The organism is Kineosporia succinea (assembly GCF_030811555.1).
In the GTDB taxonomy this organism is placed as follows: Bacteria; Actinomycetota; Actinomycetes; order Actinomycetales; family Kineosporiaceae; genus Kineosporia; species Kineosporia succinea.
Window position 1 is genome coordinate 5,106,478 of record NZ_JAUSQZ010000001.1, and the last position, 11,955, is coordinate 5,118,432.

At 70.7% G+C, this 11,955-nt stretch carries 9 protein-coding genes and 1 pseudogene; 5 read left to right on the forward strand and 5 right to left on the reverse strand.

What is annotated here, in order from left to right:
- The first annotated feature begins 16 nt into the window (after positions 1 to 16).
- Complete coding sequence (gene ppdK / locus J2S57_RS22180) at positions 17 to 2,704, forward strand: pyruvate, phosphate dikinase (protein ID WP_307246098.1); 2,688 nt, start codon at positions 17 to 19, stop codon at positions 2,702 to 2,704.
- Between the two features lie 19 nt (positions 2,705 to 2,723).
- Positions 2,724 to 3,152: an OsmC family protein gene (locus J2S57_RS22185; protein WP_307246101.1), complete on the forward strand. Its 429-nt coding sequence runs from the start codon at positions 2,724 to 2,726 to the stop codon at positions 3,150 to 3,152.
- A gap of 75 nt (positions 3,153 to 3,227) precedes the next feature.
- On the opposite strand, the gene J2S57_RS22190 is transcribed toward J2S57_RS22185, so the two are convergent.
- From J2S57_RS22190 to J2S57_RS35555, 3 genes and pseudogenes are all read right to left on the reverse strand, one after another.
- The gene (locus J2S57_RS22190) at positions 3,228 to 3,773 is read right to left on the reverse strand and encodes a GNAT family N-acetyltransferase (RefSeq protein WP_307246104.1); all 546 of its coding nucleotides are present in this window, start codon (positions 3,771 to 3,773) and stop codon (positions 3,228 to 3,230) included.
- Complete coding sequence (locus tag J2S57_RS22195; protein WP_503129172.1) at positions 3,770 to 5,566, reverse strand: HelD family protein; 1,797 nt, start codon at positions 5,564 to 5,566, stop codon at positions 3,770 to 3,772. Before J2S57_RS22195 ends, J2S57_RS22190 begins: the two co-directional genes overlap by 4 nt.
- 93 nt (positions 5,567 to 5,659) lie before the next feature.
- Positions 5,660 to 6,118, reverse strand: a pseudogene (locus J2S57_RS35555) (helicase); the annotation flags it as partial.
- A 269-nt stretch (positions 6,119 to 6,387) separates the two neighbouring features.
- Between J2S57_RS35555 and J2S57_RS22200 the strand changes: the two are divergent.
- Complete coding sequence (locus tag J2S57_RS22200) at positions 6,388 to 7,575, forward strand: type III PLP-dependent enzyme domain-containing protein (protein ID WP_307246108.1); 1,188 nt, start codon at positions 6,388 to 6,390, stop codon at positions 7,573 to 7,575.
- A 115-nt stretch (positions 7,576 to 7,690) separates the two neighbouring features.
- Here J2S57_RS22200 and J2S57_RS22205 read toward each other — a convergent pair whose 3' ends face one another.
- Positions 7,691 to 8,428, reverse strand: a complete 738-nt coding sequence (locus J2S57_RS22205; RefSeq protein WP_307246110.1) for a hypothetical protein — start codon at positions 8,426 to 8,428, stop codon at positions 7,691 to 7,693.
- 340 nt (positions 8,429 to 8,768) lie between these two features.
- Here J2S57_RS22205 and J2S57_RS22210 point away from each other — a divergent pair, with 340 nt between their 5' ends.
- Positions 8,769 to 9,245, forward strand: coding sequence for a VOC family protein (locus J2S57_RS22210; protein WP_307246111.1), 477 nt, complete (start codon positions 8,769 to 8,771; stop codon positions 9,243 to 9,245).
- Positions 9,246 to 9,335: 90 nt separating this feature from the next.
- Here J2S57_RS22210 and J2S57_RS22215 read toward each other — a convergent pair whose 3' ends face one another.
- Positions 9,336 to 10,037 carry a VOC family protein gene (locus J2S57_RS22215; RefSeq protein ID WP_307246113.1) on the reverse strand — a complete coding sequence of 234 codons (702 nt, stop codon included), beginning with the start codon at positions 10,035 to 10,037 and terminating at the stop codon, positions 9,336 to 9,338.
- 151 nt (positions 10,038 to 10,188) lie between these two features.
- Here J2S57_RS22215 and J2S57_RS22220 point away from each other — a divergent pair, with 151 nt between their 5' ends.
- The gene (locus J2S57_RS22220; RefSeq protein ID WP_307246116.1) at positions 10,189 to 11,760 is read left to right on the forward strand and encodes an LCP family protein; all 1,572 of its coding nucleotides are present in this window, start codon (positions 10,189 to 10,191) and stop codon (positions 11,758 to 11,760) included.
- The last annotated feature ends 195 nt before the right edge of the window (positions 11,761 to 11,955 follow it).

Consider the following 11,955-nt stretch of genomic DNA (forward strand, 5'->3'; position numbering starts at 1 on the left):
AGGCGATGACGCATCCATGACCCAGTACGTGTACGCGTTCACCGAAGGCAACAAGGACCAGAAGGAGCTTCTCGGCGGCAAGGGCGCGAACCTGGCGGAGATGACCAACCTCGGGCTCCCGGTTCCTCCGGGGTTCACGATCACCACCGAGGCCTGCCGGTCGTACCTGGCCGCGGGCAGCGAACCCGGCGAGCTGCGGGTTCAGGTGACCATGGCGCTGCGCCGGCTGGAGGACGATCTCGGGCGTCAGCTCGGCGACCGTCACGACCCGCTGCTCGTGAGTGTCCGCTCGGGCGCAATGCATTCGATGCCCGGCATGATGGAGACGGTGCTCAACGTCGGGCTCAACGACGCCAGCGTCAAGGGGCTCGCGGAGGAGAGCGGCGACGAGCGCTTCGCCTGGGACTCCTACCGGCGCCTGCTGCAGATGTTCGGCAAGACCGTGCTCGAGATCGACGGCGAGATCTTCTCGAAGGGCCTGGACGCGGCCAAGGCCCAGCAGGGCGTCGACACCGACGTCGAGCTGGACGTCGAGAGCCTCAAGGGCCTCGTCGAGACCTTCAAGACGGTCATCCGCGAGCAGAGCGGCGCCGAGTTCCCGCAGCACCCGCGCGAGCAGCTCGACCTGGCCATCCGCGCGGTCTTCGATTCGTGGAACACCGAGCGGGCCCGGCTGTACCGCCGCCGCGAGCGCATCCCGCAGGACCTGGGCACGGCCGTCAACATCTGCACCATGGTGTTCGGCAACATGGGTGAGACCTCGGGCACCGGCGTGGCTTTCACCCGTGACCCGGCCTCCGGTCACGGTGGCGTGTACGGCGACTACCTCGTCAACGCCCAGGGCGAGGACGTGGTGGCGGGCATCCGCAACACCCTCAGTCTCGCCGACCTGAAAGACCTCGATCCCTCGTCGTACAAACAGCTGCTGCAGGTGATGCGCCGGCTGGAGACGCACTACCGCGACCTGTGCGACATCGAGTTCACGATCGAGCGCAGCAAGCTCTGGATGCTGCAGACCCGGGTCGGGAAGCGCACGGCGGCGGCGGCTTTCCGCATCGCCACGCAGCTCGTCGACGAGAACCTGATCACGATGGACGAGGCGCTGGAACGGGTGAACGGGGCCCAGCTGGCACAGCTGATGTTCCCCCGGTTCGACGCCGACGCCGACAAGAACCAGCTCGGCAGGGGCATGGCCGCATCCCCGGGGGCGGCCACCGGGCACATCGTGTTCGACTCCAAGACCGCCGAAACACAGGCGCAGGCCGGGCAACCGGTCATCCTCGTCCGCAAGGAGACCAACCCCGACGACCTCGGCGGCATGATCGCGGCCAGTGGCGTGCTCACCTCCCGCGGCGGCAAGACCAGCCACGCCGCCGTGGTGGCGCGGGGCATGGGCCGTACCTGCGTCTGCGGTTTCGCCGAGCTCGACGTGAACGGTGACGCCCGCACCGCCACGGTCAACGGCACGGTGCTGAACGAGGGCGACATGATCAGCATCGACGGCAGCACCGGGGAGGTCTTCGCGGGAGAGGTACCCGTGGTCGCCTCGCCGGTGGCGACCTACCTGGAGAGCGGCCTGGACGCGGCGGTCGAGAACATCGACGACGACACGGCCGATCTGGTGCGGTCGGTGGACCGGCTGCTGAGCCACGCCGACTCGATCCGCCGGCTGGCCGTCCGCACCAACGCCGACAACGCCGAGGACGCCTCCCGGGCCAGGCATCTGGGCGCGCAGGGCATCGGGTTGTGCCGCACCGAGCACATGTTCCTGGGCGACCGGCGGGTGCTGATCGAGCGGCTGATCCTGGCCTCCGACCAGGCCGGTCGCGAGGAGGTGTACGAGGAGCTGCTGCCGTTGCAGCGCCAGGACTTCGTCGACCTGCTGACGGAGATGGACGGGCTGCCGGTGACGATCCGTCTGCTCGACCCGCCGCTGCACGAGTTCCTGCCCGACCGCACCGAGCTGTCGGTGAAGGTCGCGCTCGACCGCGCGGCCGGCACCGCCGACCCGGACGAGGAGAGGCTGCTCGCGGCGGTGGAGAAACTGCACGAGTCCAACCCCATGCTGGGACTGAGGGGCGTGCGGCTGGGGCTGGTGCTGCCCGGGCTGTTCGCGCTGCAGGTGCGGGCGATCACCGAGGCGGCCGCGTCCCTGAGGGCCAGGACCCAGAACCCGCGGGTCGAGATCATGGTTCCCCTCGTCGGGTCGGTGATGGAGCTCTTCCTGATCCGCGACGAGGCCGACCAGATCCTGCGGACGGTCGAGGAGGAACAGGGGGTCGAGCTCGGCATCCCGATCGGCACGATGATCGAGCTGCCGCGCGCCGCGCTGACGGCCACCCGGGTCGCCGAGGCGGCCGAGTTCTTCTCCTTCGGCACGAACGACCTGACCCAGACGACCTGGGGTTTCTCGCGCGACGACGTGGAGGGCGGATTCTTCGCGACCTACCTCGACCGGGGCGTGTTCATGGTGTCGCCGTTCGAGAGCCTCGACGTCGACGGGGTGGGCCGGCTCATCCAGATCGCGGCCGAGGACGGGCGCCGCACCCGTCCGGACCTCAAGCTCGGGGTCTGCGGCGAGCACGGCGGTGATCCGGACTCGATCCACTTCTTCCACCGGGTCGGCATCGACTACGTGTCCTGCTCGCCGTTCCGGGTACCGATCGCCCGGCTCGAGGCGGGGCGCGCGGCCGTGCTGGGGTAGGCCGTGCGATGCTCACGGGATGAGTGACGACAACCGTTCCGTGAGCATCGAGCGTCTCGAGGAAGGCGTCTACCTGGCCACGAACAAGCGCGGTGACACGCTGCGCTTCGGGAGCAAGGCCGACGACGCGTTCACCCCGGTGGAGCTCCTGCTGGCCGCCATCGCCGGGTGTTCCGCCGTGGACGTCGACGTGGTCACCGGCCGGCGGGCCGCGCCCGAGCACTTCGAGGCCAAGGTCGACGCCACCTACGTACGCGAGAACGGCGAGAACAGCCTCAGGGACATCGTGCTCACGTTCGACGTGCGTTTCCCCGAGGGGGAGGCCGGTGACGGCGCCCGCATGCTGCTGCCGCGCGCGATCAAGGCGTCGCACGACCGCACCTGCACGGTCTCGCGCACGATCGAGTCCGGTGCCCAGATCACCGTGCGCACGGCCGGTTCCGAGTAGTTCGCAACCACGGTCGCTGGTGGACGTGGTGGTCGCCGGGCGACCACGGCGTCCACCATCGGTCGGGGGAGAGGATCAGGCGCCCGACCACTCGTGCGCCAGGACCGAGAACAGCAGGCTGTCGCGCCACGCGCCGTTCGTGAAGACGTGGTCGCGCAGCCTGCCCTCGAGCCGGAAACCGAGGCGCTCGACCACGCCCACCGAACGCACGTTCACCGGGCCGATCGCCGCTGTCACCCGGTGCAGCCCCAGCTCGGTGAAGGCGTGGCCGAGGACCAGGCGAGCCGCGGCCGTCGCGTGGCCGCGGCCCCAGTGGTCGGCGTGGATCGCATAGCCCAGCTTGGCCGCCTTCACCCCGCCGAGAGCCAGCCGGACGAAACCGATCATCGTCTCGTCACCGGGTTCGGCGATCACCAGCAGGTATTCGGTGCGCGGGCGCACCAGCGCCGAGTCCATCGCCGCCGCGACCGTGCTCGCGGCGCTCTCGCGGTCCTGCTCGTCGAAGGCCAGCCAATGGGTGACGTGGTGGTCGCCGACGATCGCGGCGGTCACGTCGACGTCGTCGGGACCGAACTCGCGCAGGACGATTCCCGGGCCTTCCAGACGGAACGGTGGGCTCATGCCGGGGAGCCTACGGACCGCAGGCCCCGGAGGCATTCCGGAAGATCGGCCGCGTGCACCACGCCCAGCCGTTGCGTGGCCCGGGTGATCGCGACGTACAGATCGCCCAGCCCGCGGGGTGAGGCGGCCAGGACGAGATCGGGCTCGGCCACCACGACCGCGTCGAACTCCAGGCCCTTGGTCTCACGGGGCTCCAGCACGACCACCCGTGCGGGCCGATCGTCGTCCGGATCCTCGCCGAGGGCAACGGGTTCGGGCAGGGAGCGGGCAAGGACGCCGAAGATGGTGGACGACCGGCCCGGCGCCGTGACCACGGCCAGGCGCCGGCCGCGGTCCAGCGTGCGCAGCTCACCGGCCACCGCTGCCGCCAGCGCCGCCGGAACGTCGGCCGCCCACAGACTCCAGGGGTGCGGGCCGTCGGGACGCACCGGCTCGGGCACCGGCAGATCGGGGGCGAGGGCCCGCAGCACCGACGCCGCGACCCGCGCGACCGGTTGCGGCATGCGGTAATTGACGCTCAGCTCCTCGAGACGCCAGCGGTCGCCGACGTGCGGGCCCAGCGCCTGACGCCACGACGACGCCCCGGCCGGATCCCCGGTCTGGGCCACGTCACCGACGATCGTCATCGAGCGCGAGCGGCGCATCAGCATGCGCCAGGCCATCGGTGAGACCTCCTGCGCCTCGTCGACCACGATGTGCCCGAAGCGCCAGGTGCGGTCGGTGGCGGCGCGCTCGGCGGCGGTGCGGTGGTCGATCTCCTCCTGGCGGTCGAGGAGCGCCTCGGCGTCGACGAGGTCGAACGCGGCCAGGATCTCGCTCTCCTCGTCCTCGAAGTCGCCGGACTCCGAGCCGCGCAGCAGGTCGAGCACGCCCTGCGCGTAGGCCAGGTTGGCCGTCTGCAGCTCGTCGGCCAGGCGCCGGGCGGTCGAGTCGTCGCGGCCGAGGATCTCGGCGGCCTCGTCGAGCAGCGGCACGTCGGCCTCCGACCAGGCATTGCCGGTGCGCAGCAACAGGTCTTGCTCGGCCTGGGTGAGCCCGACCCGCGCGGCGGCGGCCCGGATGCGCTTCGGTGAGGCGAGCAGTTCGCGCACCAGGCGGGTCGGGGTCAGGGCCGGCCAGAGCCAGTCGACGACGCCGTCCACGTCGTCGTTCTCCTCCAGCTCGCCCCGCACCATCGCGAGATCCTCCGGCCCGAGCAGGTTCTCGCCGCCCAGCGGGTCGGTACCGACGGCCTGGGCCCAGAGCGTGGTGAGGGCCTCGACCACGAGCCGGTGCACGAGCGGGCGGGCCTCGTTGTGCAGCAGCCGGGCGCCGCGCACCCGTTCCCGCAGGTCCAGACAGGCCTGCCGGTCCAGACGCAGCAACTGGCCGTCGTGGCGCACCGCGACCACCTCGTCGTCGTCCTCCGGCACCCACTGGCGGTCCGTGACCGCGCCGGCCACCACGTCCTTCATGAGCAGTTGGCCCTTGAGCGCCGTGACCGCGCCGGGCTCGGTGAGCGTGGGGGAGACGCCCGGGAAGAGGTCGCCGGTGGTCGCGAGCATGACGCCGGTCTCGCCGAGGGCGGGCAGGACCTCGGCGATGTACCGCAGGAACGTGGTGTTCGGGCCGATGATCAGCACACCGCGACGTTCGAGCTGCTCGCGGTGGTGGTAGAGCAGGTAGGCGGCCCGGTGCAGCGCCACGGCGGTCTTGCCGGTGCCCGGACCGCCCTGCACCACCAGGATCCCCGCGAGACCGGAACGGATGATGCGGTCCTGCTCGGCCTGGACCGTCTCGACGATGTCGGTCATCCGGCCGGTGCGGGCCGCGTCCAGGGCCGTCAGGAGAGCCGATTCGCTGGTGATGGAACCAGGTTCGGAGGAATGGCCGCCGGTGAGATTCTCGTCGTTCAGCTGCACCACGCGGCGACCGACGGTGCGGATGTGGCGGCGCCGGATCACGCCGTCGCGCTGCATCGCGGTGGCCAGGTAGAACGGCCGGGCGACGGGGGCCCGCCAGTCGATGAGGAGGGGTTCGTCGTCGGCCGGAGCGTCGCCCTGCCCCTGGTCGTGGGTGTCGTCGCGGTGCAGGCCGATGCGGCCGACGTAACGCGGCCGGGTGCCGGTCTCGAGGTCGAGACGGCCGAAGCAGAGCGCGTTCTCGGCGGCGTTCAGCTGGGTCAGGCGCCCGGCGTACAGGTGCACGGCGGCGTCCCGTTCGACCAGGGCCTGGCGGGTGCCGGCGGCCTCACCGGCGACCCGGGCGAGGGCGCGGGCCTGACGGGCGGCGAGCCGTTCGCGGAGCTCGTCGACGTGGTCGTAGAGCATGGTGACGTATTCCTGCTCGAGGGCCAGGTCATCCATCGGCTTCCGCTCCTCCCATTGACACTGCCTCCTTCGCGAATTACCCTGTGCTCTATTGAGTGGTAATTCTTTTCGCTGATATCAACGGGCACTCAATCTCCGAAGATATCTCCTTTCCTGGCTCTGCGTCCCGGGCGGCGCACGCCTCGTGCCCGAGTTCTCACACTCGGCCCGTTCTGCCGTGAATCGTCCTTGTCGCCCTCGTCACCTTGACGGCGCACCCGGTGAAGAACGCCGAATCCACGCCGCTTTTCGGCGACAATCGGCCCATGCGAGACGACGTGCTCCCGGTGGCCGTGCAGACCCGTGCGCTGGCGCTGGCCGCGGAGAACCAGCTCCCGGCCTACCTCTACGATCTGCCCGCGCTGCGGGCGCAGGCGACGCAGATCCGTGACGCGCTGGCCGGAGCCGGGGTGGAGTTCCTCTACGCCGCGAAGGCCAACCCCGATCCGGAGCTGCTGCGCGTCATCGCACCCCTCACCGACGGCATCGAGGTGGCGTCCGGCGGCGAGCTGGAGCACGTGACCGACGCGCTGCCCGGTGCCCGGGTGGCGTTCGGCGGGCCGGGCAAGACCGACCGCGAGCTGATGACCGCGATCCGCCGAGGGGTCTGGCGTCTGCACGTCGAGAGCCTGCGGGAGCTGAACCGGGTGATCGCGCTGGCCGGGCGCCGTCCGGTCGACGTGCTGCTGCGGGCCAATCTGCCGTTCGGGGTCACCGGCGCGGCGCTGAACATGAGCGGCCCGTTCGGTATGGACGAGGAGGCGCTCGCCGTCGCCGCCCGCACCGCCCGGGACGCGGCGGCCGCCGGCAGCGGGGTGCGGGTGCGGGGCGTGCACGTGCACCTGGCGTCCGGGCTCGACGCCGAGCAGAAGCTGACGCTCGACCGCCGGGTGCTGGCCTGGGCACTGTGGTGGATGGGTGAGCACCTTCCCGGCCTGGAGAGTCCCGAGGTCAACCTGGGTGGGGGCATGACCGTCGACTACGCCGAGCCCGGGCACCACTTCGACTGGGAGTCGTACGCCAAGGGCCTGGCCGAACTGAGTGACGGTTCCTGCGTGCTGCGCGTGGAACCGGGCCGGTCGGTGAGCGTGCACGCCGGGTACTACGTCAGCGACGTGCTCGACCTCAAGCACACCCGCGGCCAGGCCTACGCGATCGCCCGGGGCGGCACGCACCACCTGCGCACGCCCGCCACCAAGGGGCACAGCCAGCCCTTCGTCGCGCTGGCCGGGCCGGGCCGCACGGGCGAGCCCCTGGACAACGACGAGCTCACCGTGGTCGGCCAGCTCTGCACCCCGAAAGACCAGCTCGCGACCGGGGTGCCCGTGCGCGACCTGCGTATCGGCGACGTGCTGGTGTTCCGGATGGCCGGGGCCTACGCCTGGAACATCTCGCACCACGACTTCCTGATGCACCCGCACCCGACGTTCGCGTACCTGGACGCCGCGGACTGAGGCTCCGGGCGACCCGGCCCCGTCGCGCTGGTTCGGTCGCGCTGGTTCAGCGGACCTGGTTCAGCCCGCCTCGTCCAGCCGACCTGGTTCAGCCCGCCTGAGGCAGCTCCCTGGTTCAGCAGCTGTAGCTGAGGTTGCAGACGGTGTTGTCGGAGTTGCGGGTGAACTCCTCGCGCTGCCCCTCGGCCCAGATGCCGAACAGCACCAGGGCGACCACCACGACCGCGATGATCTCGAGCTTCAGCAGCAGGTCGGTGAACCGCTTGGCCGAGCTGAGGGCCCGCAGCGGACGGGTGGTCTCGTGCTGCTCGGCCGGCCGGTGCGGGTGGTGGGCCTCGCGCAGGGCGACGGGGGCGGGCACGAACTCCGGATCGGACTTGTCGTGGCGGGCGTGCAGCACGGCGGCCGTGGCCGCGGTCATGCCGGGCACGGTGTACTCGGGGTGGGAGCCGTCGGTGGGGGAGACGGCCTCGCGACCGTGGTGGATGCGGACGTCGGGCAGCACCTCCTCGCCCTGGTCGTGCAGCGGGACCCGGGCCCCGGGCACGCCCGGCGTGCCGTCCTCGTGGCGCCGGAACCGCTCGAGCAGCGCCTGGAGACGGTGTGCCTCGCGCTCGTCGGAGTGCCGGTGGCCGAGCAGCTCGGTGCGCATGAACAGCAGACCGAGCGCCGCGATCGGCCACATGCGCCGGTCTAGGGCGGCGACGACGATGGTCAGGGCCGCGACCCAGCCGGCGATCCGGACGTGGTACCCGTGCCGGGGCAGACGCCCGGCGCGGATCAGGACGTGGACGGTGAGCAGCCAGGCCACCGGTATCCAGCCGAACGCCTGGATGATGTCCGCGACCGACATGGGAGCCTCCGGAACGGGGCGGTTCGCCGGAGACCCCGATGCCACCGGCGGTAGCCGCTATGTCGGCACCCACCGCGCCCGCTTGAGCGCAGGTTCCGCTGCCCGGGTGACCCTTCTTGCGAACGGACGGGCCGGCCCCTCCCACCCGAAATCGCCGGTCTGTGAGTGCTTTCGGCGGGTTGTGCGCCCGGCGAGGTGGCAGATGACCCGGTGATCGGGGTTCGGGGCGAGCTCTCGATCGGCTGAGCGGCCCGCCCGCACCCGAGGGGAGCGATGAGTTCCGGGGCCCCGGGGCGTCCAAGAGCTCGTAGGTGACCAACCCGAGCCGGAAGGCACGCACATGCCCACCATCCAGCCCAGTCTGTGGTTCGACGGCAACGCCGAGGAGGCCGTGGCCTTCTGGTCGACGGTGTTCCCCAACTCCTCGACCGTGCGCACGTCGCGCTTCGGGCCGGACAGCCCGGGCCCGGAGGGCGGCGTGATGGCGATCGACTTCGTTCTCGACGGGCGCCCTTTCGTCGCCATCAACGGTGGTCCTCAGTTCCCGTTCACCGAGGCCGTCTCGTTCACCATCCCGTGCACCGACCAGGCCGAGGTCGACCACTACTGGTTCGCCCTCATCGCCGACGGCGGCCAGGAGTCCGAATGTGGCTGGCTGAAAGACCGTTTCGGGGTCTCTTGGCAGGTCGTGCCCGAGATCCTGAACGAGCTGATCGCCGATCCCGACCGAGACCGCAGCAGCCGGGCCGTCCAGGCCATGCTCCGGATGAAGCGCCTGGTGATCGCCGACCTGGTGAGCGCAGCCGAAGGCCGGTGAGGCGGGGCCGTCGAAGGCCGGCGCGTCGGCGCGGCCGACAGCCCCGGCGCATCAGCGCGGCGAGGTCCCGGTCGCGGCCGGCAGCCCCGGTCAGCCCGGCCGACGCCCGGTGAGGCAGTAGACCCGGCCCTGCGGATCGCTCATCACGGTCCACTGCTCGTTCGCCGGCCCCACGTGCGCTCCCGCGGCGGCGTGGGCCGGCGCGAGCACCGACCGCCGCAGCGTCGCAAAGTCCGGATGCGACCGCACCGCCGGGGCGTCGTCGTCGAGCCGCTGAAGCAGCACCTTGAGCGGCAGCGACGAGGGCACGCGCAGCCGGGCGAACTCCGAGTTGCCCACGTGGTCGAGCGGCAGCCCGGTCACGTCCCGCCAGAACGCGCACTCCGCATCCCACAGCCGCGGCGGGATGTCGATGCACACCTGGTCGAGCCGCGCGTCCTCGAACGGGCCGGGCACCGTGCTCTCGCCCTCCTCCGGCACGAAGCAGAACGCCTGACCACCCGGGCTCGTGAGAGCCACGTGCTCGTCGCCCCGCAGATCGACCACGGCCCCGAGCTCCGCCGCGCGGGAGGCCGCCGCGAACACGTCGTCGACGTGCAGGTCGAGGTGACACCGGGCCGGCCCGGAACCCAGGCGCTGCGCGCGGAGGTACGCGTCGCCCTCGGGAGGTACCAGCGTCACGAACTCGCCGCGGGGACCGGACAGCGAGGTGCCCGTGACCCGGCGCCAGAAGTCCACCCCCTCGGCGAACCCGGCCGACGGGAAGTCGAGGAACAAGGTCGTCCAGCGCACACGCCCGAGTTTAGGAGAACCCGTCCGGCCTAATACCCGGCTCCGAACCTGCCGACATGGTGCTGGTGAGTATGACGTGCGGCACAGCGAACCCGGTGGCACAAGAGGCCGGGTTAGTGTGCCCCTTCGTGACCCGTCGGAGAACCACCTCGTGAGCGCCGGCCCCCCGGCGGGGAGTGGCAAGGACGACGGCAGACCCGTGCGTCACGCCCACCACCAGCAGGCCCGCCGACGGCGGTGGATCCGCTTCACCCTGTACGGCCTGGTCGTGGTGCTGCTGCTCGGCACCGGCGGCGGCTTCCTGGTCTACCAGCACCTCAACGGCAACATCTCCTCGTCCGCCCTGTTCAGCGGCACCACCGGCAGCGCCGGCGTGCGCAAGGCGGACGAGCAGGGCCGGTTCCCGATCAACGTGCTGGTGATCGGCACCGACTCGCGCTCGTCGAAGGAGAACTGCAAGCTCGGCGGCGCCTGCGACGAGGAGCACTCCAACGCCGACGTCGAGCTGCTCGTGCACGTCTCGGCCGACCGCAGCAACATCACCGCGATGAGCATCCCGCGCGACACCATGACCGACCTGCCGGGCTGCCAGGACACCACGACGGGCACCAGCGTCCAGGCGCGCTACGGGCAGATCAACACCAGCCTGAACTACGGCCCGGGCTGCACCGTCGCCGCGATCCACGAGCTCACCGGCATCACGATCGACCACTTCGTGCTCGTCGACTTCTCCGGCGTCATCGCCATGTCCGACGCCACCGGGGGCGTGGAGGTGTGCGTCGACAACAACGTCTACGACACCTACTCGCACCTGAAGCTCGCGAAGGGCAGGCACACCCTGAAGGGGGAGGCCGCGCTCCAGTTCGTGCGCACACGCCACGGTTTCGGTGACGGCAGCGATCTGGGACGCACGTACGGGCAGCACGCCTTTCTCTCGGCGGCCATCCGCTCGCTGAAGGACAAGGGCACGCTGCTGAACCCGACCAGGCTCTACGGTGTGGCCGACGCCGCCACCAAGGCGCTGACCGTGGACGACGGGCTCGACAGCATCCCCAAGCTGATCGACCTGGCCACCGAGTTCAACAAGGTCGACACCGACCGCATCACCTTCACCACGATGCAGACCGAGCCCGACCCGAACAACTCCAACCGGGTCGTGCCCGCCACCACCGCCCAGAAACTGTTCGACACGATCGTCGACGACCGGTCACTGAGCAAGGACAAGAACGCCACCAGCAGCGCCGGTCCCAGCCCGAGTGAGAGCTCCGGCAGCTACTTCTCGGTGCAGGTGCGCAACCGCAGCGGCGTGAACGGCCGGGCCAAGAAGATCACCCAGAGCCTGAGGACCGAGGGCTACATCGCGGCGACCGACACCGTCACCGGCGAGAACGAGGCGCGCACGGCGATCCTCTACCGTGACAAGCACCAACTCGAGCAGGCCCAGCAGCTCGCCGACGACCTGAACGTGCCGACCTCCCTGCTGACCCGGGACGAGGACGTCAAGGTCGTCACCCTGGTGGTCGGGCAGGACTGGACCACCGGCGCCACCTACCCGAAGATCACCAACGAGCAGCGTGAGGAAGCCCTCACCGACTCGCACGCCTCCACCGCCAAGGAGTCGGGCTGCGTGCCCGTCAGTACCCAGAACACCGTGACCTACAACGGGGTCTCGATGTCCCCGGTACAGGCCTACGCTCTGGCCACGAACGTGAAGGACTCCTAGGCCCTGTTCTGTACGTCCATGCCTACTGCGGGGCACCCGGGACGGCAGTGACGTACAGAACAGGTCCCCGGCCCTTCGTCCCCTTTCCCTCGCCGTTCGTCCCCTGAGTGCGCACCCGTGCTCGCGCCGGGTGGCGTTTTGCGCGCAGGAGGGACTGAATAGAGGGGAGACACGGCGTTCCGGATGTTCCGGGGA

Coding starts and splice junctions, on each gene's coding strand:
- J2S57_RS22210 (WP_307246111.1), top strand. CDS start 8,769: ATGCCCACCATCCAGCCCAGTCTGTGGTTCGACGGCAACGCCGAGGAG.
- J2S57_RS22200 (WP_307246108.1), top strand. CDS start 6,388: ATGCGAGACGACGTGCTCCCGGTGGCCGTGCAGACCCGTGCGCTGGCG.
- J2S57_RS22205 (WP_307246110.1), bottom strand. CDS start 8,428: ATGTCGGTCGCGGACATCATCCAGGCGTTCGGCTGGATACCGGTGGCC.
- J2S57_RS22190 (WP_307246104.1), bottom strand. CDS start 3,773: ATGAGCCCACCGTTCCGTCTGGAAGGCCCGGGAATCGTCCTGCGCGAG.
- J2S57_RS22195 (WP_503129172.1), bottom strand. CDS start 5,566: ATGACCGACATCGTCGAGACGGTCCAGGCCGAGCAGGACCGCATCATC.
- ppdK (WP_307246098.1), top strand. CDS start 17: ATGACCCAGTACGTGTACGCGTTCACCGAAGGCAACAAGGACCAGAAG.
- J2S57_RS22185 (WP_307246101.1), top strand. CDS start 2,724: ATGAGTGACGACAACCGTTCCGTGAGCATCGAGCGTCTCGAGGAAGGC.